The sequence below is a fragment of the Pseudoalteromonas nanhaiensis genome (assembly GCF_051235485.1).
GTDB lineage: Bacteria > Pseudomonadota > Gammaproteobacteria > Enterobacterales > Alteromonadaceae > Pseudoalteromonas > Pseudoalteromonas lipolytica_C.
In genome coordinates, this window is sequence record NZ_JBPNYQ010000013.1 from 216 (window position 1) to 26853 (window position 26638).

General features: G+C 37.6%; 17 protein-coding genes and 2 pseudogenes. 15 read left to right on the forward strand and 4 right to left on the reverse strand.

Translation table 11 applies throughout. The features are described 5' to 3' along the window. Positions 1-465: 465 nt before the first annotated feature. Positions 466-648: a hypothetical protein gene (locus tag ACSFVZ_RS12265; protein WP_435558965.1), complete on the reverse strand. Its 183-nt coding sequence runs from the start codon at positions 646-648 to the stop codon at positions 466-468. Between the two features lie 371 nt (positions 649-1019). After that, positions 1020-1220 carry a hypothetical protein gene (locus ACSFVZ_RS12270; RefSeq protein WP_297331635.1) on the reverse strand — a complete coding sequence of 67 codons (201 nt, stop codon included), beginning with the start codon at positions 1218-1220 and terminating at the stop codon, positions 1020-1022. 133 nt (positions 1221-1353) lie between these two features. Here ACSFVZ_RS12270 and queD point away from each other — a divergent pair, with 133 nt between their 5' ends. The 7 genes and pseudogenes from queD to tnpB form a co-directional block, all read left to right on the forward strand. After that, positions 1354-1716, forward strand: a complete 363-nt coding sequence (queD, locus tag ACSFVZ_RS12275) for a 6-carboxytetrahydropterin synthase QueD (protein WP_297331634.1) — start codon at positions 1354-1356, stop codon at positions 1714-1716. Beyond that, on the forward strand, positions 1716-2651 hold the full coding sequence (locus tag ACSFVZ_RS12280) for a hypothetical protein (RefSeq protein WP_297331633.1): 936 nt from the start codon (positions 1716-1718) through the stop codon (positions 2649-2651). Before queD ends, ACSFVZ_RS12280 begins: the two co-directional genes overlap by 1 nt. Positions 2652-2653: 2 nt before the next feature. Beyond that, positions 2654-3874: a tRNA-guanine transglycosylase DpdA gene (gene dpdA / locus ACSFVZ_RS12285; RefSeq protein ID WP_297331632.1), complete on the forward strand. Its 1221-nt coding sequence runs from the start codon at positions 2654-2656 to the stop codon at positions 3872-3874. 9 nt (positions 3875-3883) lie between these two features. Beyond that, positions 3884-4975, forward strand: a complete 1092-nt coding sequence (dbpB, locus tag ACSFVZ_RS12290) for a DGQHR domain-containing protein DpdB (RefSeq protein ID WP_297331631.1) — start codon at positions 3884-3886, stop codon at positions 4973-4975. 1 nt (position 4976) lies between these two features. Then, entirely contained in the window at positions 4977-5633 is a 657-nt protein-coding gene (gene queC / locus ACSFVZ_RS12295) for a 7-cyano-7-deazaguanine synthase QueC (RefSeq protein WP_297331630.1), read from the forward strand. A 371-nt stretch (positions 5634-6004) separates the two neighbouring features. Beyond that, positions 6005-6211: a hypothetical protein gene (locus tag ACSFVZ_RS12300; protein ID WP_297331629.1), complete on the forward strand. Its 207-nt coding sequence runs from the start codon at positions 6005-6007 to the stop codon at positions 6209-6211. Positions 6212-6247: 36 nt separating this feature from the next. Next, positions 6248-6343, forward strand: a pseudogene (gene tnpB, locus ACSFVZ_RS12305) (IS66 family insertion sequence element accessory protein TnpB); the annotation flags it as partial. A gap of 411 nt (positions 6344-6754) precedes the next feature. Here tnpB and ACSFVZ_RS12310 read toward each other — a convergent pair. Further along, a pseudogene (locus ACSFVZ_RS12310) lies at positions 6755-6992 on the reverse strand (transposase); the annotation flags it as partial. Between the two features lie 264 nt (positions 6993-7256). On the opposite strand from ACSFVZ_RS12310, the gene dpdE reads away from it, so the two are divergent. Genes dpdE through dpdD form a run of 8 tightly spaced genes read left to right on the forward strand, consistent with a single transcriptional unit; the run spans position 7257 to position 24744 of the window. Continuing rightward, positions 7257-10292 carry a protein DpdE gene (gene dpdE, locus ACSFVZ_RS12315; RefSeq protein ID WP_435558966.1) on the forward strand — a complete coding sequence of 1012 codons (3036 nt, stop codon included), beginning with the start codon at positions 7257-7259 and terminating at the stop codon, positions 10290-10292. Next, entirely contained in the window at positions 10292-12829 is a 2538-nt protein-coding gene (dpdF, locus tag ACSFVZ_RS12320) for a protein DpdF (protein ID WP_435558967.1), read from the forward strand. Before dpdE ends, dpdF begins: the two co-directional genes overlap by 1 nt. Next, positions 12816-13724 carry a protein DpdG gene (gene dpdG / locus ACSFVZ_RS12325; RefSeq protein WP_297331626.1) on the forward strand — a complete coding sequence of 303 codons (909 nt, stop codon included), beginning with the start codon at positions 12816-12818 and terminating at the stop codon, positions 13722-13724. Before dpdF ends, dpdG begins: the two co-directional genes overlap by 14 nt. Then, entirely contained in the window at positions 13724-16828 is a 3105-nt protein-coding gene (dpdH, locus tag ACSFVZ_RS12330; RefSeq protein WP_435558968.1) for a protein DpdH, read from the forward strand. The genes dpdG and dpdH overlap by 1 nt, the downstream gene beginning before the upstream one ends. Next, positions 16821-17567, forward strand: a complete 747-nt coding sequence (locus ACSFVZ_RS12335; RefSeq protein ID WP_435558969.1) for a hypothetical protein — start codon at positions 16821-16823, stop codon at positions 17565-17567. The genes dpdH and ACSFVZ_RS12335 overlap by 8 nt, the downstream gene beginning before the upstream one ends. A 13-nt stretch (positions 17568-17580) precedes the next feature. Continuing rightward, positions 17581-22065, forward strand: a complete 4485-nt coding sequence (gene dpdJ / locus ACSFVZ_RS12340) for a protein DpdJ (protein WP_435558970.1) — start codon at positions 17581-17583, stop codon at positions 22063-22065. Beyond that, positions 22062-22598 (forward strand): phospholipase D-like domain-containing protein DpdK, encoded by a 537-nt coding sequence (dpdK, locus tag ACSFVZ_RS12345; protein ID WP_297331622.1) that lies wholly within the window; start codon positions 22062-22064, stop codon positions 22596-22598. The genes dpdJ and dpdK overlap by 4 nt, the downstream gene beginning before the upstream one ends. Beyond that, a complete protein-coding gene (dpdD, locus tag ACSFVZ_RS12350; protein WP_435558971.1) occupies positions 22591-24744 on the forward strand; it encodes a protein DpdD in 2154 nt (717 codons plus the stop codon). Before dpdK ends, dpdD begins: the two co-directional genes overlap by 8 nt. A gap of 370 nt (positions 24745-25114) precedes the next feature. Here dpdD and ACSFVZ_RS12355 read toward each other — a convergent pair whose 3' ends face one another. After that, positions 25115-26332, reverse strand: a complete 1218-nt coding sequence (locus ACSFVZ_RS12355; RefSeq protein ID WP_435558972.1) for a tyrosine-type recombinase/integrase — start codon at positions 26330-26332, stop codon at positions 25115-25117. Positions 26333-26638 lie beyond the last annotated feature (306 nt).

Genomic DNA, 26638 nt, shown 5'->3' on the forward strand with positions numbered 1-26638 from the left:
CATCAGTGAGAATGTGGTTCTGCATTATCTGAGCCTGTTTAATCTGAATATCTGATTTGCTTGATGTTTCAGTAAATCTATTAAAAGTATCGGAGCACATTGCTCCGGTCATCAGTGAGAATGTGGTTCTGCATTATCTGAGCCTGTTTAATCTGAATATCTGATTTGCTTGATGTTTCAGTAAATCCATCAAAAGTATCAGAGCACATTGCTCCGGTCGGTCAGTGATAATGTGGTTCAGCACTATCTGAGATCTGTTTAATCTGAGTATCTGGCTTACTTGATGTTTCAGTAAATCCATCAAAAGTATCGGAGCACATTGCTCCGGTCATCAGTGATAAAGTGGTTCAGCACTACCTGAGATCGGTTTATTCTGAATATCTGGCTAACTTGATGTTTCTATGTAGTTTAAAACTCTTACCAAAAAATATTTATGACTTCGCCTAAGAATTGACTGATTGCGCCTTATGTGGCGCTGACGATGCCACATAAGGCACTGACGGTGCCACATAAGGCACTGACGGTGCCACATAAGGCACTGACGATGCCACATAAGGCACTGACGGTGCCACATAAGGCACTGACGGTGCCACATAAGGCACTGACGGTGCCACATAAGGCACTGACTGTTTTGTAAATTCCGTACATTTCTATAAAAAGTCAAAGAGCGTTTTGCTAAACATTATTTTTATTTATAACTTTATAATTATTTATAATTGTTATATATATTTATAACATAATATGAAACAGTATTATACTTGCTATCTATAAAGTACTGAGTAGTTAAAGTATGAGTTGATGAAGTTTTAGTAGTAATTGGTAAGAGTTAAAACTTATGCAAAAAATATAAAACTAATCGGAGCGAAAAAGATTAATTGATGAAAAATCATTGGATTCTGAATTTAGTTGTAAGTAAGCGCTGTTTATTGCGAATATGAACGAATTATTCAATGTTCATATTCAGAGCAATGAAAGCGACTTGTCGTCGAAAAGTTAGCTATGCAAACCTTTTGATTTATTTAAGGCGTGTCTAAGGTCTCTAGAAAGTTATCTATTTCTGTTTCTGAGATTTCATTAATCATTTCACGCATAGAGTTATGTTCAATTTCAATTCCAAGGCCTTCTTTAGCTATGTTTACGGCCTCTTGTTTACAACCATGATGATTTGTTTGAAGGAGCAAAATTATTTTTGCCAAGGTTCTTTTCTGTGCTAATTCCATCGTAGATACACCACCTTATTGTACTTGAGGTAAATATACCATTCTCTACTGTATTAACAATAAATTCTCCTGTAGCTGTCTCGCAAAATTTAATGTAAACTACTGCATATATTTACAGTTTAGTTCGTTGAAAATGCAAGCAGAAATATATAAAGACTTCACATTTGAGGCTGCTCATAGGCTGCCAAATGTTCCTGATGGTCATAAATGTGGTAGGTTACATGGTCATTCTTATAACGTAAGACTTCACTTGTCAGGAGATGTTAATAGCTCTTATGGTTGGTTTATAGACTTTGCTGACGTCAAGAAAGCGTTTAAACCTATATATGATCAACTTGATCATTATTACCTAAACGACATTGAGGGTTTGGAAAACCCGACGGCAGAAAACATTTCTAAATGGATATGGGATAAAGTTAAGCCAGTCTTAAAATCACTATCTGCCGTTGAGCTTAAAGAAACATGTACTTGTGGTGTTGTTTATAAGGGAAAATAATGAGATTCCACCTTATTACAAACTGTACCAATAGCAAAAATTCAAAGGCATCAAATAAGTTCTACTTCTCTGATTTTAAAAATAATAAAAACGTTGTATCTAGTTGGTTGAATGCTCTTAATAATGGAAAAGCAGGAATAAAAGCTATTGATATGTATGTTGGAGATCATTGGGCTAATGTGCGTAAGATTTATGACTTAGGGATCCCTGTTTCCATAGTCTCTGCGGGTTATGGATTGCTATCTTCTGAACGTTTAATACATTCATATGATGCAACATTCTCTCCAAGAAGTGAAAACTCAGTGGGACAAATTTTTGAATCAAATTATTTAGCTGAAAGAAATATAAAATGGTGGGAAAGTATCAATAAGAGTCTTTTAGGTCTCCCCCCATTAAGATCCCTAATTAATGAAAATAGCACTGCATTCTTTATAATTGCCCTTGCACCTGACTATTTAAAAGTTATTGAACCAGAATTAATAGAGCTTATCGCCTCTAATAAAGTCAATCGGCAAAATACTATTATTATAAGTAGAGAAGCAAAAATACACGATTCACTGAAGGAAATGTTTTACAGAAACTCTGAAGATTTTTGCGATGCATTAGGGGGCAATAGGGTTTCATTGAACATTAGATTAGCAAGGTACCTTTTGGATCAAGCTGATAAATCAACTGATGTTGTGGAACATATTTCTAAGCGATATGAAAAGCTACTTCTTGAAGCTAAGCCAGCTAAGAAATATAAAAGGAAAAAGCTTTCAGATGATGAGATTATCGAGTTTATTCAAAGAGAGCTTAAAGATAGCAAAGGCTTAACCCCTTCTGCTTCTGGTTTTCTTCGTTCTCTTAGAAATAAGGGGTTGGCGTGTGAGCAAAAAAGATTTGGCTCAATTTATAGAAGCGTTCTTTGTAAAGGCGTAGTGGAAACATTGTAAGCATGAAATTCTTTTTCCCAGATAGTCACGATTATGTTGATCCAACATTTGACTTTGAAACTGAAAAAAATAATGAACATAGGGTGATTCAACGAGATGATAAATATGCTCATGAGCTTTTTTCAACCCCTGTATATGATGGAATCCTTGTATCCAAAGCTATTGTTGATGGTGTGAATGGTGTAAAAGGACGATACTCTGTAGCTCAGCGCCAGCGATTTTTTCGTGAGGGAATTTATCGTTTTTTTAGGTTACCTAAGAGCTATTTAACCATGGGAGATTGTGGTGCATTTAGTTATGCGAAAGAGCATGAACCAATTTACACGGTTGATGAAGTAAATGAATTTTATTCTAATTCTGGATTTACCTTTGGGATATCACTTGACCACATTATTTTTGATTTCGAGACTCCAAAAAAGAAAGTTGAGGGTTCACAATTAGAAGAATGTTTGCGTCGTCAAGCTATTACTCTTGAAAAAGCTGAAGAGTTTTTAATTAAAAACAAGAATTTTAATTTTGGTGCCTACGGAGTTGCCCATGGATGGAACCCTGAGTCTTATGCTGATTCCGTCATCAAGTTACAAAAAATGGGTTATAAACGCATCGCTATTGGAGGAATGATCCCTCTTAAAAGCCCTGAAATACTAAATGTTCTAAGATATATAAATAATATAAGAAACTTTGATACTCAATTTCACTTATTAGGTATCAATAGGTTGGAGCATATTGCAGATTTTGCAAATTATGGCGTCACGTCGTTTGACAGTACTTCTCCGCTGATGAAGGGACTCAAGGATGACAAGAAAAACTATCATACTGAAACTGAAGATTATACGGCCATAGGGGTTCCTCAAGTTGATGCTAATCACAACATGAGGAGACTAGTTGCATCCGGTGCAATTGATCAAAATGAAGCATTTAAGTTAGAAAAAAAGTGTTTAGAAAGTCTGAACGCATTTGATAAAGGCTTGATGGTTAAAGAAGATTTATTATTAGTTCTGACTGATTACGAAAAGCTTTACAACCCGAAGTCTTCTAGATTGGAATTGATGGACAAAGTGCTTACAGATAAGCCATGGAAGAAATGTCCTTGTGATATCTGTTCTGATATAGGTATACACGTAGTACTCAAAAGAGCAGCGGCTAGAAATAGACGGAGAGGTTTCCATAATCTTTACGTTGCTTATCAAAAACTACAGTCAGAATTAAAAAAAATTAGTTAGGTTAATTAAATGAATACTATTATATTACCAGCCTTGAAGATTGAACAAGGTCCGGGGCGGGCTCTTTTTAGCTTTGCTATTAAAGGTAAAGATATTAAATCAATAGCTTCTATTTCTCGAGTAAAAAGACGTGAAGATGAATTAGTTGGTTATCAAAGACCTGAAGTATCAAACCACATCAATGAAATAAAGAGGTATTTGGAATCAGAAAACCCTATGATACCTAATGCATTGGTTATTGCTTTTAATAGCTCAGTTAAGTTTGTGCCTTCGGAGCATAATAAAACTTTCGGTGAGTTGATTATTCCTGTACTTGAAGGTGATGATAAGCCCGGTTTGATAGTCGATGGCCAGCAAAGAGCGGCTGCAATGCGTGAAGCTGATATAGATACTTTTCAAATGCCTGTGAGTGCATTTATCACTGATGATTCTCAAGAGCAAAGAGAGCAGTTTATTCTGGTCAACTCAACTAAGCCACTACCGAAAGGCCTAATTTATGAGCTTCTACCTTACACAGAAACTAAATTAGCTTCATCACTTCAAAAGAAAAGATTTCCAGCTAGAATCTTAGATGAATTAAACCACAGAAATGATTCTCCTTTTTATCAATTGATTCAAACTGCTACTAATCCGAGTGGGGTCGTAAAAGATAACTCTATTCTAAAGTTGATCGAAGCGAGCCTTAGTGAAGGTGCATTATACAATTATCGTGATGCTGAAAGTGGCACTGGTGATATAGAAGCTATGATTAATGTATTGTGCAACTTCTGGGGAGCGGTTAGTCATGTATTTCCTGAAGCATGGGCAAAGAAACCAAAAGAATCTCGTTTGATGCATGGCGCAGGTATGACGGCTTTAGGGCAATTAATGGATGAAATTTTTGCCCGATATCATATTGATGAGCAAAATGAAGTCGTGTCATTAGAACAATTTAAACAAGATCTTACACAGATGAAGCCATTTTGTCACTGGACTAATGGTACATGGAACTTTGGTGAAGATGACAAAGTTAAATGGAATGATCTTCAGAATATCACTAAAGATATTCAAAAATTGACAAACCATCTCCTTCGAAAATACCGCATGGAGGTTTGGAAATAACATGGCAAGAATTGTTGTAATATTTTCGGGTGGAATGGACTCATTTACAGTTTTAAATAAAGCATTAAAAGATAACCATGATGTTTTTGCATTGTCATTTAACTACGGACAAAAACATAGTAAGGAATTAGTATGTGCAAGGGATACTTGTGCAGAACTAAATATCCCTCATAAAGTGTTGGATATTAGCTCAATATCTAGTTTATTTACTTCATCTTCACTTGTTTCAACTGAGCTTGATGTTCCTGATGGGCATTATGAAGAAGAAAACATGAAATCTACAATTGTCCCAAATAGGAACATGATCCTTATTTCCTTAGCAATTGGTTACGCTGTGGATATTAACGCAGAGTCTGTTTGGTACGGTGCTCATTCGGGCGATCATACAATTTATCCTGATTGCCGTCCTGAGTTTGTAAAAGTGATGGATCAAGCATCTCGGGTGGCAAATTTCGAACCAATAACTGTTCATGCTCCTTATTTAGATGTAGATAAAATAGCTATTCTTGAAGCCGGTTTAAAGATGGGGCTAGATTATTCAAAAACGTGGACTTGCTACAAAGGACAAGAGAAAGCTTGTGGTACTTGCGGTTCATGCGTTGAGCGTTTAGAAGCTTTTAGACATAATAATTGTATTGACCCTATTGAATATAGGTAACTCAAGTAATGGTATTATCTGGGAGGCTTTTTCTCTTTTGTAATAAAAACGATATATGCTCAAGTTTTTATTCTGGGATAAAACGGGATTTACATTGTGGTACAAGTGACTTGAAAAGCTGTTATTTCAAGCGAATGAGCGAGAACAGTACATCCTAGAGAAATTCCGTTTGCCTCAGAAAAAGTGCTGAAGGCTTTATGAGGAAGGAAAGTTATTCAATGAAGCGGAAGAGATTGCTGAGTTAGTTGAAGCTGATAAAGAAATTAGCTAACCCCAGATCTGCATAAGGATTGTAACTGTCTAGCAAAATTCATCTGCAACAACTCACTAAAGTGATTAAGCTATTTCCGTATTTCAATGAGGTGATAGTCATGAGAAAATATGCAGGTTTGTCCGACCTAGTAGCTAAACACATTGACGTCACCGAACTGCAACTGTCAATTATTCTCGAAGTAGGTAAACTAAATGCCAGTTTGCCTGATAAAATGTGTGTTGAACCAAAGTGTATTAACTTACACTTGGACGCTGTGGATTTTCGAAAATCCATTGATGATCTGATCGCCCTCGTTGGTGGTTAGCTTGAACGTGATGCCTACTAGCACTTTCTTTTATTTTGCTACAAAGCGAAGGATAAACTAAAACTGATTTACTGGGAAAAAACGGGCTTTGTTTTGTGTTACAAGCGGGTAGAAAAGCAAAAGTTCAAATGACCAAACAATGCCAGTCTGCAAAAATTTGAGCTCAGTACAAAGCAAAAGGATTGGTTTTTGTCAGGATATGATGTGCTTAGTCAGAAAAATTACAGTATCAATTTGTGCTCTAATCGATAATTTTGGCAGTAAATAATCGCTGCTAAAAAAGAGGTGAAAATTCACGAATTACTGCAAGCTTATTGTAACTCCCCCCTAAAAAGCATTATATCGCCCAGCCTGCTGAGCCAAAAAATCATGTATAAATACCAGTTTAGGATCACCATTTTACCGCCAAGAAGCAAGGTTAGTCAATTTTGGTAATGAGTTGAACAGATAACCATATTTAGATGCGCAGGCCGAATCAGTTCTTAAAAGAAGTGTTGCTATCTGAACCGGTTATCCACGGCTATGAAAGTCTACTCAACGTTATTAAAGTAGATAAGAAAACCAACTATATGTGGCCATTAAATTAATCAAAAATGAGATGCAACTTCGGTACTTTATGTGGACTATTTGAGCCATATTTTTTAGTTGGTCGGATACAGTCATCAATGATGAAGTGTTTCGAAACATAGCCCTATTCTAAGAAGATATTGACTGACGTTTCATATTACCTTCGTTGGCCTACTATGAAGTCAATCCTTTGCTCGGCAAACTCCGCCCTTAGGCATCGCAGATGTATCAGGAATATCCTCGCTACAAACCTAAATCACGACTAAAAGATTTACCCTTATGCGGAATGGTATTAACGCAGATGAAATCATTTATACGTAATAAATACTAAAATGATTGATACTTTATCGTTCTTATTTTAACTTTTGTACTTTCTAGGTATCTATGTTTATATTATCTAGTTGGTCATTTTCTCAAAAGGGAATAGTGTAAACTTTTATTGGTTTTGCATTGTTTGTTGTTGTTACAGGGTGTAGTAATGTCAGTGAAAATTGGTGACTTGATTAGGTCTCAAACTTTCGAAGGGATTGGAAAAGTAGTTTCTGTAGACGAAATCTTAGGTGAGATTAAGGTTTCATTTTTTGAATCCCCTATAAACCATAACTCTCGTATTCAAACATTAGAATTGCAGAAAGCTCAAATTGCTAATCTCAATGAAGAAGCAGTAGTTTATTGCATTCATCCGACCCATGGTAAATGGTGTAGAGTGAGGTACGGTGGCTCACGCCCAAATAATAAACACTTGATTATTTATAGGCGCGGTGAAAGTGATATTGTCGATATTTCAGATGTTTATGTACTAAATTTACCTAAAGGGGTGTTTCCCAACCCTAAGGAATTTCTTTTATCCCGCTCTAACGATGCGCCATATTATGCGGATTGGCGCTCACAGTTTGTCTTTGCATACATTGAGCAAAGAAGTGCATGTAGGTCACTATCTTCTTTTTTAAGCTCCAGCGTCGAGTTAGAACCTCATCAACTGGCGGTTGTAAGAAGGGTTCTTCAAGACGAACACAAAAAATACTTATTGGCTGATGAAGTTGGGCTAGGGAAAACTATTGAAGCAGGCATGATATTGCGAGAGCTATTACTTCAGGATTTAAATGCTACTGCAGTAGTTGCAGTACCTGAAACGCTAGTTCAGCAATGGCGAAGCGAACTGGACGAACGCTTTTTTCTCGGAGAACTATTTGATAGTAGTTTAATTATATGTAGCCATAATTCATTATCTAAAGTACTTGTAGAACATAAACCTAGCATTCTAATTCTAGATGAAGCACATCTTATGGCACCTTTTGCTTGGTCAGGTAAATTGGCTGAAAGCCTCATATTTCAACAACTAGCTGAAGCCGCTCAGGCCAGTGAAAGTTGTTTATTATTGTCAGGAACTCCTTTGAGCGGCAATGAAGTAAATTTTCTAGCGATGCTGCACTTAATTTCACCTGAGTCATACCCGTTGACTGAAGAAGGGGTAATAGAATTTAAAACAAAAATCAAAGAAAGGGAGCGTTTGGGGGGGATTTATCAGGCGTTAAAAGATACGAATGATAATTCAACCCTAACAGATAATGTTGAATTACTTGCTAACCTATTCCCGCACGACTCTAACCTTCATAGGATGGTTGGGGATATTTTACCTCTAATTGATTGGATGAGCGAAGAAAAAGGTGAAGATAGGTCGAATGCTATCAAAGGAATAAGAGAATATTTGGGCGAAAATTACCGCTTGCACCAGCGATTGCTTAGAAATCGTCGAGAAGATCCTGTTGTAGGAGCATTGTTTCCCGGCCTTAATGGCGCAGTTGCTGAAAAGTGGAGTATTAATGAAGAATCCATTGCTATAGATCAATATCTAGATGCTTATAGAAGTGAATATTTTGACAGTAATTGTTCAAGCATGGCAATTAACCCATCAAACTTTAATGATTGGTTAGATGCTTATTTTACTTCTCCTTTACTTATCAAAAATAAAGTCTCAAGCCTATTAGACAATACCAAAAATGAGTTAACACATATAGAGGTTGAAACCTTGCAATCTCTTTTTGAATTTGCAGAATTCGAACAAGTTCAAAAAGATAGCCTTTTGATTCAATGCATTAAATCATGGTTTAAAAAGTATGATGATGGCAAGTTGGTAATCTTCTGTGGGGAAAAATTTGTAGCTAGACATGTTTCATCAATACTTGCAGAGGTATTTGGTGAACACCTTGAATTACATACAAATGGTGTAACATCAAAATATTTAACATCAGCGAAAGTTAAAATATTAATATGCGACAAAGATGGAGAAGATGGATTAAACCTGCACGGAGGAAGGAAGTTAATTATTCATTACAGTTTACCGCGCTCTATTTCTAGAATTGAGCAGCGTATTGGTCGCGTTAATCGCTATAGTGCTGACATAAGAGCATTCCCAATTCAAAATATCGTATTACATCCTAAAAGTAACTCCTTTGCTCAAATGTGGTTCAATTTATTGAATGAAGGTGTTGGTATATTTAATGAATCAGTAGCAAGTTTGCAATATGTTTTGGAGGAGTTAATCGAGGATGCATGGAGTCATATTGCTTTTGAGGGGCCTGATGCGATAAAAGAGGTTACAGCCAAACTTGGTGGTGAACTAGGTTTATTACAGATTGAAAAACAAAGAGTTAGAACCCAAGAACAGCTGAATAATATGGAGGCTGATATTGAGGCCGTATCTAGCTTTACCGAGGCTTTAATTGATTCAGATGGCAAAGCTGAGCAAGTTGCATTAAAAATGAGTGAATGGATCACTAGGGGATTACAATTTAATCGATTAGATGGTGAGTTACCGTCGACTTTTAGGTATCAGTATCATGCTGGCACCTTGATGGATATCGATCGGTTTATTTCGAACTGTATCATAGGACTAGATTTTGAAAAGAGTAGCTATAAAAGTCCAGTAACTAGCTTAATGAGTTTTGATAGAGTTTATTGCTCAAAAGGACACAGGGTGTACCCATTCAGATATGGTCAACCTTTCATAGAGTCAATTTATAAAGCGATGGCAACTGATACTAGGGGCATATCTAGTGCGAAAGTCAGACTGTTAAATAATGTCAAATTACAGCAACCTATTGCTGGATTTAAAATAGAGTGGTTAGTTAGCCATAAAAAATCTAAAGATTCAGCGACACAACAAAAAATCTACGATGAAATTTTTCCTCCGACAATAAAAAAGGCTTGGTATTTTTCAAGTGGTAAAAAAATTGAAGATCAGAACATCATTAATCTACTTGAGAGGGATTATGAGCCTTATGACAAGTCAACTTGTGAATTGTATAAAGACATTAATCTTCGAGCAGAAAGATGGGCTGCAATAGAACATTATTTTCCGGCAGAGCATTGGTCAGAATTAGTAGATACTGTATACCAAAAGTCACTTTCTGAATTATCAAAGGATACTATTGCAGGGGAAAATGCAGACTTAGCTTTTGATTGTCTATCAATGAGTGTGGTGATTCTATCAGATGAATCAGGGTTAACATAATGGGTAGAAAAATATCTCAAACGATTCAGTGGCATGAGTTGACTGAAACTATTTTGAGTGAAAACTACGATTCGTGTCACTTGTCTAATCAATACTTTGTTCGACTATTGACTGTCCTGAAGGACAAGCAATCAACACCTGTTGATAAGCTTTTAGCATATCGTGATGCTTTATGTTCATATAAAGCTTTTAGAATTGATGATTTAGCTAAGTTACCGCTTACTATTAAGCTCAGTGCTGCGCTTTACGAGGCATTCGGGTTACAAACAGATTCACTAGGTAAATATATATCTTTGATGCCATTAGATAATAACGTTATCTCGATGGAAGAACTGTCTCCGATCCACCGAATGGAAAAGCGGAGGCATGTTAAGCCTATGAAAATTGATCCATCTCTTTTTGCAAAACTCAACAATGATGCGTACACCCATTACCAAGGCGCAGCTCAAAAAATGGCTGTAAGAGTAGCTTTGATGAGCCAAGTGAACGATACCCTTATCATTAACTTGCCTACTGGGGTTGGCAAAACCTTAGTTGCTCATGCCTTAGCTGCTTTTTCAAAAGAAAAGGAACTAACTTTAGTTGTTGTTCCGACCACCGGACTGGCAATTGAACAAGGTAATAGGGCAAATAAAATTTTTAAAGATATGGGAATGGATCAAGCTAGCCACTATTTTTGGCATGGTGAGCAAGATCATCAAATCCATAATGATATAAAGCAACGCATTCGAGAGGGAAAACAGAAGGTTTTATTTTCCTCTCCTGAATCTGTATGTCGCTCGCTATTACCAACTCTATTTGATGCGGCTGAAAACGGCCGAATTGCTAATATTATTATCGACGAAGCTCATTTGGTAGAGCAGTGGGGGGTAACCTTTAGACCTGATTTTCAGGTACTTTCTGCTATAGTTCATGCATTAAGAGCTATATCCCCTTCGGGAATTAAAAGTGTATTAATGTCAGCTACCTTTACTGACCACTCCATAGAGGTACTTCGAGGTTTATTCTCAGAGAAAGACTGTAAACCAATTGAAGTTCATGGAAGTTTTTTAAGGCCTGAAATTCAATATAAATTGAAAAGGTCGAAAGATAGTTCGGCGCACATAGAAGATGTATTGCAGGCAGTTATTGAGCTACCGAAGCCCTTAATAATATATGCCGTTGAAGTGATTGAAGCCAATGAGATCGCCCATAGTTTAAAGGAATTGGGTATTTCTAGGCTTTCATTATTTACCGGAAAGACAGGCTCGAATACAAGGGAGAAAATTCTGAAACAATGGAATGACAATGAATTAGATATAGTTGTCGCTACTTCTGCCTTTGGTGTAGGTATGGATAAAGGAAACGTGAGAAGTATCCTTCATACAGCAGTGCCGGAAAACCTCGACCGATTTTATCAAGAGGTTGGGCGCTCTGGAAGAGATGGATTAGCAAGCCAATCATTGCTAATTTATCAAGATAAAAGTTTCAATACAGCCCGAAATCTTAATAATGCTCGCATAATCAGTGTCGAATTAGGTATAGAGCGTTGGAAAACGCTATGGAACAGCGGGGAAGTGCTGGACAACGGCGATAAGTTGATAGATGTAAGGCAGTTTCACCGTCACTTACACCGAAGTAGCGACAGCAATGAAGAGTGGAATTGGCGCACATTATTACTCATGCGACGGGCAGGTTTGATAGATATTGAATTTAGCAAGCCTGAACCACCAGAGTGGGACGCTTCAATGTCTCAAGAGGAGTTTCATGTTGTCAGGTCAGATTATTACGACGAATACTATCGACAAATAAGAGTCATGCCTTTGGTTGACGACCATTTAGATTTATCATGTTGGGAAGCAAAAGTAAGCGCCCAAAGGAAAAAAGAAAAGCTAGACCGATATAAAGGCTTTGATACTTTAAAAAATTGGATATTAAACAATGATACCAAGTGCTTTGCTAGTAAGTTGACAGCCTACTACACGATAAACAAAAGAGAACCCGAACAGGTTTGCGCTGGATGCCCTTATTGCCAAAAAAAGCAAAATTATAATAATCACTCACCTACATTGGGCGAGTTAGTTTTTGTAAAGAACTTACCTAGTTATGACGCATGGAATGCAAACTTAAGTTCCATGAAGCTCCATCAAGGAATATATTACGATCCGGAATTAAACAAGAGACCTCGCTCTTTAATGCGAGGGTGGGAACCTTGGATAACTTCGCTACTCGAGAATAAAACCGTTTTGGCTCTTCGAACAGATGAAGAGCACTTAGCAGCGTTTCAGAAAAGTTTACCAAAGGGGCTAAATCTATTTTGGATATTTGAATCTTTAACCAATGAAATAGAGCAGTCAAGTATCTGGCCTGAATTAATAATAGTCCCTGCAAAAAATCAAGATATTCCTAATTTAGGCTTCGAAGAGTCTCCAGCGCTTTTACTCGCTCCCAAGAACTTGAAAAGCCCTTGTAATCCTAATCGTCTATGGTGGTTAGACGACCACCACGCCATACCACTAGATCATTTTTTATTGAGTATAAGCCATGGCCATCATTAATAACGCACATCCGGGAAGCCAAATAAACTTGCTTTGTTTAATTTACAGAGTCTTACATCGTTCCCCTAATAAATATAATTTGGAAGAGTTGTATAACACTTGTAGACCAGAAGAATTGCTTTGGAAAAATGATCACAAAAAGCGATTTAGAGAAAATTTCAACTTTTGGAAAAAAGAAAGTTGGCGGCTTTGGGCTGAAGATGAAAATCAAAAACTTTACCTAACTGAGCAGAATGGAGGGAGCGCGAGCACTCGTGACGTTGCTAATCTAGTTAGAGATAAATTTTTTGAAGAGATTGATGAAAACTTTTTAGAACCTGAAAATAAGGAGGTCGCACAATTATACAGAAGCCTCGCCTTTATATTGTCATTACACTTGTTTGCCCCATTCGGCGGTGAATCTCTTACTGTCAAGAAACTAGATGCTAAGCTGCAAGATCTTTTTATTGACTATCAGTTGAATGATTCTGAAAAAGCCTATTTTTTGGAATATTGTCACTTTCTAGGCTTCTTGGAGATTAAATCAGCTACTCATCAGGAAACACAGTATGTTGTTGACCCTACCGAAGCTGTTAAAAGCGTTCTCGAAAAAATTTTTGTAGACAGGGCTCATATGGCAATACGGGACTTTATTAGAGTTTTGTCTGGACTATTACCAGTTCTCGATGGTGGATATTACAAAAGTAACGTGGAAAATTATTTAGAAAGCAAGAATTCGATGACATTTAACAGCAATCAGATCTCGGCCGCGTTGAGCCACGCACTTCAAAGAATCTATCATATGGGAATCATAAAGTTTGAGGTGTTATCTGATGATAGAAATGCTATGTCGCTTACCCTTCCAATAGAATCGGGTCCAATTAGTGTAGTTCAATTTAATCGGGAGGCTTACTGATGTTACAAGCCTATTGGCCAACAGAAGATCAAGTATCAAAGTGTATACGCGCTGAAGCTGAAGAGCTCTCTGAGCATGTGTTGATGGCAGTTCATGAACCCATGATACTTGAAAAGAAGCTTGTTCAAATAGGTGAGTCTCACTTATTTTACGAAAATGCAGAACAAGCCTTAATAGAAAATATAAAATCTTCAGAGCGCCCTGTGCCTATATTAGGCGATTCTGGGACAGGTAAATCCCACCTTATCCGGCTAGTCGATATCACATTAAGGAATGATCCATCCACACAAGATTGGATAATTAGGCGTATTCCAAAAAGCGCTAGCTTGAGGGAAGTCCTAACGATTTTACTTGATGGTCTTGAAGGTGATTTATTTGAGTCGGCCCGTAAACGCATTAAAGATGTCGGTCAGCAACTAAAAACAAGAGAAGTTGCCGAGCACTTGATTGTATTCATGGGACACCGACTGAAAGAACGATATGATGGATTACAAGAAGAAATAGCCCAAATAAAGCAATCTGGCATAAAACCGAGTGACGAAAAGCGTGCTCAAATTGAGGCAATTAAGCGGCATGCTAATCTCAATTCACTCCCATCTCTGCTAGGCGACTCCAATTACAAAGAGACACTAATCAAAGAAGGCGGATGCATATATCAAATAGCTAAACGGCTTACGAGTGGTAGTTCGGAAGCGGAGTTAATAGAAAATAATTATCAGCTTACACCAGATGATCTGGACTTTAACCTCAATCTCGGCGATTTATCACTTGCAGCACGCAATTATGTAAATGATAAAAGCCTCAATACGATGACCGAAAGGCGAAAAGAAGCCGTCAACTTGCTGAATGAAGTAATAAGTGAAGCTTGTAATAAAGTTTTTCAGCACTTATTCCAACTTCATGGCGGTAATTTTCTAGATTTATTTGCGGAGATTCGACGTTATCTCAAAGGCAGAACTCTTGTAATACTCGTTGAAGATATGTCATTGATTACGGCGATAGAAAGTGATCTCATTACTAGTTTAACGAGAGAGGGAGTTCGTGATGGCAATGAAGAAATGTGTGTTGTTAGATCTGCAATTGCAGTAACAACAGGATATGAGGGCTATGCACGACACCGAAACTCGATTGTTGGACGTAATGCAGGTTTCGAATGGAACATTATTAAGGTAGTTGATAATTCCGAAACCTTATCGGGAAGAGTTCAAGACTTTTGTGGTCGTTATTTGAATGCGTCTCGCCACGGCAATGACAAGTTAAAAGAATATTTCAAAAATTTTGTGAACAATGGGAATAGCTATCCTGTGTGGCAGTCTCAAGAACAGGATGTTTTAGATCGAGCACAGGCTTTTGGGAATTCACCATCTGGTTTTCCTCTATTTCCTTTCAATAAAGTCTCAATAGATGCATATATACAAAAATATTGTCGAGATGTTTCTTCGAATGAAATAGTTTTTAATCCGAGAATGGTATTAAAACACTTCTTGATTGAGAACCTGAGCACTTACCGCCATATTTATGTGGAGCAGCAATTTCCTCCTGCAGGATTTGGCGGCTTTAATTGTGCCAGCAGTCTTGCGGGGGAGATTAAGAGAAATGTTCATAAAGATATTGAACGCAGCATGACATTAGCTTCGATCTGGGGGTTTGGTGCCACCAAATTGGGAGAGCTTTCTAGTGTATTGTCATCAAATGTGGCGAGAGAGTTTGGTTTAGATGAATTTGCAACCTGCTTGGATGCTATTGCCGCCACTCCTATTCGAAAGCCGGCAGGCTCGGGGTCAGGTACGAAAACAGCCCTACAAGGTGGAGCAAAAAGCGCAACGCAAGGGACTAGCAAAAATACTGGAAGTGATGCTGAGACCGAACCTGATGTATCAGCAGTGATAGCAGATAATGTGGAGAGGTACTTTGATAGAAAGTCTATTGATCAGAGCGCAGCAAAAGAACTTAGAAAATCGTTACTTGCCCTAATTACGCAAAATGTAAGTGCTAGTGATTTGTTAAAATGGAATTGCTTTAATAAACAGTCTTTTCCTAAGTTAACTTCGGGTGACAGAGTTCTGATTCATATACCATATAATGCTAATAACCCTGAGAGGACATGGGCTAGTTTTGGTTCAGAAAAAGAGTTTAAGAATAACTCGTTACCCTACAAATCATTTTTAATAGCGATTTTAAGGTTTGAGCGTTACGGGAACTGGAATTACGAAGAAGGTTATTCTGATTATTGTGAATACCAAAACTTTGCAAGCAAGTGGGTTCCAGAAGCTATAAACCAAATTGTAGAAAAAGCTCGGGAAGGATTGAAAGACAAAATCAGGGAACATCTTTCTCTTGCTGTTGCCATAGAGCCGACCGTGGCAAACAAAACAAACACCGATAAATTGGCATACCTATGCAGATCGAAAGAAGAGTTTATTGCAAATCTTCAGAAAACAGGTATTGAGCAGTGGGATAACCTTAGAGATAAGCTAATTAGTGATTGGCCTGAAAAGCAAAAACAATGGCTGGATTTAGTTTCTATTAATAATCATGCGCTTGAAGGAGACACAGTACTAAGAGCTTTGCATGGGCAATCTGTTGAGACGATACCATATGCCCGAGAAGTTCAAGTCATCCATAGAGATATCAAAGCTCGCTACCCAAGCTTTCAATTGCTCCAAGGCGTAACCAATAAAGAGGACTTCGTTGAGATTATGACTAGGTTATTAGATTTAATTAATAAGATGTCCTCAAATAGCCAGTATCAGGGAATGGTAGGCAATTTAACAGCGAAACAGTTGACTAACAGAATAACTAAAATAATTAATGGTGAACATTGGAACGCTGTAAAATCTGCTTTAGTGATGTTCGAGTTATTTGAAGTAAATAAAGCGATTATGGCTCTCAACAACTTTACCCTTTCGTTAGCGGATGAAGTTGCAGAGGTACTGGAAACTTGGAAACTAGCATACAAAGCTAATTTACAGCGAATGAAAATCGAAAACAAAGTAAATGGTGGTGAAGCACGTGCAGAGTACAAACAGCAGATTGACACTAAATTACAACAGTTGAAAGAGTCATTGAATGAACTAGCAGTAGAGGAGACTGAAAATGTCTGAGTTGTTAGGTCAAATAGAAGAGTTAGACATTGAACTTCAACAAGTGATCAATTGCAGCGAACATAAACAAGCAATTGAAGAATATGAGGTTATTTCAAGTAAATTAACTCCGTTAACACAAGAGTTAGCATCATTAATAATAAAACTTAATGTGGTTGATTCATTGCCAGAAAATTTTAATGAAATTCTCTATGAGGACTTCGAGAGAGAGAAGCTTACTTCTGGCAAAAAGAACGTAGAGCAAATGTATAGTGACTGGCAATCAATGGACTATTCGGTTCGTCAGGAGGAATCCTTTGCTAATACTGTAGATATTACGAGTTCAATTAATCAATTAATTGAGATCAAAATTAAAGCTAATTGGAATGCATGGATTAACGAGTTAACTAGCACTTTTTCTGTTTCTCCTGAGTTGCTTGAAACACAGAAAGATATCCCCGGCTTGAGCGGTATTTATACTGATTATAACCGTTATCTACTTAAGTTTGATTTAATTGCCAGAAGTATTCCTGACAATAACACTTCAATACATTCCTTGATCGAGCATGCAGAAATGTTAAGAGGATTTTTAGAGCAAATGGACTTTAATGTACCTGATAGTGTTAAGAAATTATTTAGTTGCTTGAACCAAGGGTATGGCAAATCTTTTGCGCCGTTAAACATGATAAATCAAGAGGTTATGAATTGGCTGGTAGAAACCGGAGAAATTAATAACTTTGTAGTTAGCCGAAGAAGATAAGGAGTTTTGTTGAATGAAATTGTCAATACTCCACAAGGTCTTAGATAAAGTTGAAGAACAAGAATTTAAGTTATTAGTCTGGGGGGATACCGGCGGTTCATTTTCTGAAGATGAAATTATTGAAATAATTGAACGTACGATACCTGAAGAAGACCCTGATGATGTTTTAGATGAGCTAATAGAAAAGGCATTTTTAACCCGGATATCTAATACGGTTGGGAGTAGCGTAAATTACCGAAGTCGAATGGGGCACTCTCTGCACCTTTTTCGTAGTTTAAGGCAATGGATGCATGGCCAAAACCTAGACGCTTCTAAATCTCTAGTTTCAGATTTTAGGTTCTTAAGACGGCCAAGGGCATATCCGATCCGTGATATTAGCGTCGATGAAGTCATCGCAACATGTAAAGGTGATGGGATCATGGACCGCAACATACTGGATGCGGTCAAAAGGCAAATTGGTGACTACAGTCTATCGGGTTTTCAGTTACGTTCTACAATTAGAACCTTGAATGCTTGGGAAAAGCATAAAAGAAGAGTTAAATATCCCTCTGCGACAATTACTTGTGCAGGTACTGGTAGTGGTAAAACAATGGCCTTTTTCCTGCCAGCCCTTTCGTCACTAGCTAAAGATATTATTGACGACAATTCTAGAAGGGTAAGAGTTCTGGCGATCTATCCTCGTCAGGAATTACTTAAAGATCAGTTCAACGAAACTTGGAATGCATGTCGTAAACTAGACGGGCTGACCCTTGGCCAATCAGGAAGAAAAATTAAAGTCGGTGCACTTTTTGGGAATACACCTCAGGATTCGCGATATATATTAAAGGGCCAACAACAATTCTTTTACTCGGGACTACTTCAATGCCCAACTGAAGGCTGTGATGGTCAAATGCGCTGGAACAAGGCTGATATTCTTCAGAATAAAGAGCGCCTGTTATGCCATAAATGTGGAAATGAGATTTTAGATGACGAAGTCTCATTAACGCGCAGAAGTATGGAAAATTGCCCTCCTGATATTTTGTTCACAACAACAGAAATGTTGAACCAACAAATGGGTAATCCACTTCGCCAGAAGCTTTTTGGTATCAACACTAATAAGACAATTCCGCTAGTGTTGCTCGATGAAGTTCACACTTATGGAGGCAACCAAGGAGCGCAAACAGCATACTTACTTCGCCGTTGGATGAAGTTATCAAATAGCGCACCACATTTTGTCGGTTTATCGGCAACACTTTCAGATGCCGAAAGTTTCTTTGCGAATTTAACTGGGACTAATCCTTCGCGTGTCAGGCTTGTGGAGGCACTCCCTAAAGAAATGGAGCAAGAGGGAGCCGAATACCTATTAGCATTAAGGGGAGACCCTGTTTCTCAAACTGCACTGCTTTCTACAACAATTCAGTCTGCCATGCTTACTCGAAGAGTCCTAGATCACCGTTCCGAAAAACCATCAGAAGGTACTTGGGGAAACAAGACTTTTATATTTACAGATGATCTGGACGTTAATAATCGTCTTTTTTCTCAACTGGCAGATGCGGAAGGATTTTGGCAAAGAAAAGGGCAACTAGTGGATAATAACAAAGGGCCTCTAGCTAAACTGCGGAATCCTAATAGCGGCTCTGAACGTATAGATATGGTTTCTTTGGGGCAGGACTGGTCGGCATTAAAATATCATGGATTTTCTTTGGATGATTCAGATAGAGCAAACGTATCTAGAACCTCTAGTCAAGATGCAGGAGTTGACAAGGAAGCTGACTTGGTTGTTGCAACTGCTTCGTTGGAGGTTGGGTTTAATGACCCGGAAGTCGGGGCTGTTATTCAACACAAAGCTCCGAGAAATGTAGCTTCGTACTTACAGAGAAAAGGCCGTGCAGGACGTTCGAGAACGATGCGTCCTTGGACGATTGTTGTGTTGTCTGAATTTGGTAAAGATAGAGAGACTTTCCAACATTATGAACGATTGCTTGATCCCGAAATAAAGGTATTAGGATTACCTATTGAAAATACCCATATTCATCGTATGCAAGCTGCTATGGCAACTCTTGATTGGCTTGGAATGAAATTAAAAGCCAATTTATGGTTGCTACTAAATCAACCAAAAGACAATAAAACGGGCGGGCTAAAAACAAAGCTAAGTGAATTACTATTGTTAATTGAAGAAACTCTTGAGCCAAATGGAAGACTTCAAACTGAGCTATCCGAATATTTGCAAGATGCCTTGATGTTAAGTGAGGCACAAGTTAATTCAGCATTATGGCAAGCACCTCGTCCAATTCTTTTAGAGTTTTTACCAACTATTAGAAGGCAAATATCAACATGTTGGGGCAGTTGGGATTATAGACAGAACACCTTAGTTTCATGGAAAGAAACTAACACACGCTGGGGAGCACCAGTGGTTGAATTTATTCCTGATCAGTTGTTTAGTGATTTAAACCTCCCATCAATCGATATAGGCCTATTTAGAGGCGGTGAAGAATTATTTTGGGAAGGGATGCGATTTTTTCAAGCAATCAAAGAATTTGCACCGGGAAGAATTTCAAAACGATTCTCAACTTATTCAGGTCAGTCGTCCGACTGGTTGGTACCATTGAATTTTTTACCAAGTTTAGAGTTGCATAACACTTCCCAAAGGTTTGAGGTAGAACAGGCATTTGGATCTGGTTTAAACGAACTTGGTGAGTTTGAATTAAATGAGGACTCTAAACGAATTCGGGTTTTTAGACCTTATAAAATTTACCCTCAATCACTTTTTAACTCGAGAGAAATAGCTGAAACAAGTAATGCACTTTTAAATTGGCACTCAAAGTTTATTGCCCCTCAGCACGCTGAAGAGCACATCTTACCAACGGCAAGTATTTGGAGCCGCTATTTAAAGCATATTAAGTTCTATACCCACAGAACAACGACTCCAGTTGAGGTTGTTAGATTTAATACCGGCTCAAACTGTGAATTAAAGTTTAAACGAAGTGGTAAGAAAGCGAGAATAAATTTCGAATGGTCTAATAATGAAGAACAAGTAGGAATTGGTACAAGGTTAACAGTAGATGCGATGAAGTTTTCCTTTAGTGTAACTAATGAAGACCTACATACATGGCTAAAAGACGAAAAACTAATTTCTGCGCTTAGGGCTAGCTATCTCCAAGATCTCATTCGTAATAGCAACCTATGTGATGGTAACCCGTTTATGTCTGATTGGGTTTTTGAATGCTTTTTATCAGCTGTAACTATTGAAGCTTCTCAAAGAAACAGCCGAATTAAAACAGCAATAGAGTCTGTTGTTACTCAGCGCTCTAAGTTTAAATTGACAGATATGCCAGTTCTTCTATTTCAACAAAAATCGGTCGTCAGTGAAGAGGCTGAGGACGACCTAGAATTAAAGGACCAGAAGTTACAGGAAGAGTTGATCAATAAATTAAATGATCCGACCTTGATCAACGGATTAATTAGTCTAGGAAGAGTACTTTATACAGATTTATTTGACGATAAAGAGTTTGTTGAATGGGCTAAAGGCGTGCTTGCCAATAGTTTGGCTGCGGGGGTGCATCAAATGGCTTGCGTGGCAATGCCACAGATCGATGAGAGAAGTTTAGTTGCAGATCCTGTTTTTGAATCGAATGCTAGTTCGTTAACTATTTGGTTGTCAGAGCAAGATAGTGGTGGTTCTGGCGTGATAACACAGTTGCAAGATTTATATTCAGAGGATCCTCACCACCTCTTAGGTGTCTTAGCACGAACTTTCGAACCCGGTGATTATGAAAGGTTAGATACAGAACTAACGGCTTTATTAACTTTCTGTGTTGAAGATAATGATATTTCTATGGCCTTTGAAAATTTGCGCAATAGTACTTCCCATCAAGAAAGAGTTGATGCTAACAAGTTCTTGAAAACATCGATTACCAGAAAAGGTTTTCAATTTTCACATAGTTTTAGTGCCGTTTTACATAGTCGGATTTTGAAATCAGGCAGCAGCAAAAAATCTGATAAGGTTCTTCTGAGCTATCTTAGTGATTGGAGAGATTTACAAGCTGATTTAGGGATTGAGTTGCCGATGTCTATAGCAGGCCTGATGCTAGCAATAAAAATGAAACCTTGCTTATCGAATCAACAACTGTTCGAGTTTGCATGCAAGGTTCAATCAGTTCTTTGGCCAAGAGGAAACGCTGTTCGTGAAGCAATGCTCTCTTACTATAACCCATTTAAAATGGGAGGCTTTCGAACTGAGCGTATGCTTGCTGCCAAAATGTGTAGCCAACACATTGACTGCATTGAATACAGTGAAATTGGTTGGCTACAAAGCTTGCACGGTATATTAAGTCAGAAAGGTCGATGTGACCTAATTGTAAAACGTGACCAAAAACATGAAATATCTAGAGTTGTGTCGAGTGTTCATGTCACACCGCTAGATACAAATGGTTTACTTTTTTACCCAAGATTAAAAGCGTTTAATTTTTTGAATGGAAATGTTGTTTTAACATGGGAACTAGCGGAGGCCATAGTATGACTTATGTAAAATCCTCTCGAACCATATTTATCAATAATCAGTTTGGTATCAGGCAACTTAAAGAAACTCTTAGTAACTTGTTAATAGCCACTTCTATTTCTCCATCAGAAATATGGCTGGTTTCTCCATGGTTGAGTGATTTTGAATTATTGGATAACCGCTCTGGAGATTGGGATGGACTAAACCCATCTTGGGGCGCAAGAGGCGTTAGATTTAGTGAACTATTGATATTTGCCATTGAGTCAGGTTGCCGGTTGAATTTGGTGACTAACAATGACCACATCAATAAAGCATTTGAAGAAAGGCTAAACCAATATGTAGATGACAATGAGTTACTGAGAGTTGTTAAATCACCAAAACTGCATACAAAAGGCTTACTAACTCCAGAGTATTTTCTAGCTGGCAGTATGAATTTTACTTATAGTGGTACTCATAAAAATGAAGAGCAGGTAGTCTTGAATATTGATAAAGATACCATCCTTGAAGCCAAGTTAGAGTTCGAAGATTTATATGGGGTAAGCCAAAATGGATAATCATGTTAGCTCTTTTTTTGGTGTCGGCAATAATTGGGACTTAACCAAAATCATAGAAGGGAATTATCCTAAGCCTTTACAAAACTATCTTAGCGATATGCTTTCTTTCGCTACCAAAGATAAATACCCTTTTATTTTGCCAAGGTTAGATTCGAATCAACAGTTGTGGTTTTACATTGTCAGTGAAAACTTACTTCAATTAAATGAATTATTGAGCATGGTCAAGGCCTATTTAGGTTCGAGTTACATTTATACGGACCCAATAGAGTACAAAAGCACGAGTGATCCGTTGGAGCAAGAAATTCTTGAGATTTCTCCCCACGGCTTTTGCCGATTTGCAATACCACTAGCGTTAAATCCAAATAAACTCAAAGTCTACTGGGTAATGGATTCATTTAATAAATTAATTCAGCAATACCATGAACGACCACCCTTATTGAGCACAATAAAGCGCCCTATTGGAACTATTCTCAGAAGTTTTTTTATTGCGTGCAAACATCAAAGAGGAGGTAGTGCATACGAGTATTTTCTCGAGGTGAAGGCTCACCAGTCAATCAGCAATAGAAATTTATTGTCTCTTGAGTTGCAAGCGCTTTTTGCTGCTTCTAAGTGGAATGATATCTTACACCATCCACGGCTGCCAGATTTACTGTCAAGTAAAATACCGAGAAAATTGCAGGCGCAGTTGCTATTTGCAGTAAATGCAAAGTTTATCAAAGACTTTGACTTTGACGAGCTAGATGTTGAAATTGTTAGGCAACATCTACTGCCATATCAGTCGTTGTTTTTTTCTGCCCCAGACATACCTCAATCAGAAGATTACGTTCTTGAATGGAAAGCTTGGGTTACTGGTGCCAGTGCATTTGGGTATGTAAAGGTTAATTCTATTAGTCCTGATTTGCTAGGACTCGAATGGCTGAAGAGGTTATATGACTGGGCTGGATTGCCACAAGGTGAAGTACAAAAAAATAAAGTTCCAGAATATGATGACGTTTCTTCATTACTAAGTAAAGAACCTAGCATCGAAACAGGCTCTTTACTATTAAAGGAGTTGATTTTTTCTTCTCCAGAAATAGTCAAAAAAATCTATATTAAGATATCTGCGTATCCTGAAAACATATTCGAGAAACTAATGTCTAGCGCTCCGATAGCTGGCATGTGGCAGAGCTTAGAATCTGAGTATAGAGAACAAACTGCAATCAGCAGCTGGCTAAGTTTATTTGAACACTTAACCAAAGAGTATGACGAATCAAGCTTAAGTAACCTACTAAGAGTTGTTGATGAAGAAAGTGAATTTTGGGAAAAAGAAGAAGATTACCAAAAATTAGATACTGCCATTCAAAAGCTTTCGGAAGGTGCTGCTGCAAAAATTTTAAGGGACCTATTACCTCTTTTTGTGAGCTGGATTGAAAGACACAAGTTGAAGCTCTCTGTCACATCAATTGAACACCTAATGCTCATTTTGGTGATGGATGAAAAGAGCGCAATCGAAGACCTTTTACTCTGTAATGACTTAATGGAATTAATATTTGCTCAACCTCATTCAAAGGCACAGTATCTGTCTATTGTTGATACAGTTTCTCAATGCTGGTTAAATGTGGAAAGTGTTAATGGAATAGAGAGTTGTTTAGAGGTTTTTGAAAACTTAATTGATAGTCCGTGCCCTGATGAGAATATACGTTTAAGCTTCTGGATCCAAGTTCAGAGTTTTGCCATAAAGCATTGGCAACGATTGAATCAGGTAAATAGATTGCTATGCCAAGAGGTTGCTCTGGTCTTACAGGGGAGTTTAGACCTTTTTCCTGCTTCTAGAGAAAATAACCCTGAAGAAGTTACTAAAGATAAACCTGATCTATTAGGTAAAAAGCTTGCTATATATTCTTTAACGGAAAGTGCTGCTCGAAGAGCTTCAACAATTCTTCAAACTATGTATCCGGGCTTAGAAGTCAAAACTAACAGTGACAAATCGGCAACAGAAGCCTTAACTTCACTGATCAAATCATCTGATTACTTTATCTTTGCAGCAAGAAGTGCCGCTCATCAGGCATTTTACCCTTTAACAAGTGCTAGAAAAGACATTATTTATCCAGAAGGAAAGGGTTCTAGCAGTATGGTAAGGGCTTTTGAAAATACGATATTAGTTTAGTTTTAAAAACCTATACAGATAAATAAGTATGGTCAGTAATGTTTTACAACTCACATACCAAACAACTCCATCATGTTATGGTATCACAGACTCGTATGGTGAGACTCTCTACCAGAATGAAACACAAAGGTTTTCTCTGAATTAAAAAGGCTATTAGAGATATTATGGTTATTGAAGTGTGGGGCCGTAACAAGCCTTCCATGAATAAGTTTTGTTGAGCGTCCCTTCATTTCAATGCACCGAAATTATGGGTACGGTGTGAACAGTTCTAAATGGGATAAAGCATCAACCACTGTATGCTACCAGATGACCACTACAGAAAGCCATTATGATAAAACGTACTTCGATCTGAATGGCCTCCTATAGTAAATTACCTTTCAACTTCAACTTCAGCTTTATCGCGTAACTCATCTAAAAAATCAGACCAACGCTGCATCATAGCTCGTCGAGCGCTTAAATACTGTGCATGATTATATGAACGAGATGTTTGATTTCCGATATTATGAGCTAATTGCACTTCAATGTGATTAAAGTCTTCTTCTTGCTCATTAAGTAAAGTTGAAGCGACCCCTCGGAACCCATGAGCCACAATGTCTTCTGATGAATATCCTAATGCTTGCAACCTATTATTAATTACATTTTTACTAAAAGGTTGAGAGCGATTCATTTCCGAAGGAAAAACGTATTTAGAATAGCTCGTGTATTTATAGAGCGTTTTAAATTTTGAGAATGTTTGTGTTGAAAGCGGAACAATATGGTCTTTTTTAGTTTTCATATCTTCAGCTGGTATTAGAATGTACTGTTCTTCAAAAATTACGTGTTTCCATTGTAAGCAACGTAGTTCTGAAGGGCGTAAGAATAAGTGAGGCAATAATTTTAGCGCTTCTTGGGGACAAAATGTTCCTAAAGTGTTATTTTCGATTCTTAAAATTAACTGCCCAAGCTTTTGAGGATCTGTAATTCCTGCATGGTGTTTCACTTTAGGCATTTTACCTGTTAACTGAATATAGTCTAAATTAATCAGTGGGTTATTTTCTGTAATTTCTTTTGTAATAGCATAACGAAATATTCGATTAAGCATAGATAGCATCGGTGAGACTTTTCTCTTTGTGTCAGCATCAACTAATTGCTTAATAACTTTAATCAAATGCTGCTTTTTTATTTGATGTATTTGTAGCTTACAGAGATCTTTCAAGTCATTTTCTAGCCACCTTTTCAACTTTTTATAATTGCTTTCGCTCCATTCCGCTTTATTTATATTTAACCAATCTTGTGCGATTTTCCCAAAATTTAAGTTTTCATCTGAGCTTTCATACTTTTTGAGTTTTCTTTCGAGTGAGGGATCAATGCCTTCGATAAGATGAAGCCTCATTTCATCAGCTTTGGATCTGGCCATTTTGAGGGAGATCTTGGGGTATCTTCCTAATGAAATTTCTTTATGTTTATTTGCATACTTGTATTTGTATCTCCAGAGCTTTGAGCCAGTACTTTTTACAAGTAAATACAAGTTGTTACCGTCATATTTTTTTGTTTGTTTTTGCCCTTCAGGACATTTCAGTGCTTTAATTCTTTCGTTTGTTAGATTCATTTCTAATACCCAAATTAATTTAAGTTGGGGTATTTTATTTAAAAATCAGATCTTTCCAGAGCGTGATGTATGTGAGTTACCCCACATTATCACTCAAAACCTTTGAAATTTTATGAGTGCTCATAATGCTTAATGAATACATTCAAACTATAAAAAAACCCGCAAAGCAATGCTTTGCGGGCCTTATAAAGCTTTATGAACACTTATGAGTTCATGGTGGGGATGATGTCGGGTAAGGAGCAGCTATTACTGGCTACCCCTCCCCTAAGAACCGTACGAGCAAGTTTCCCCGCATACGGCTCAAGC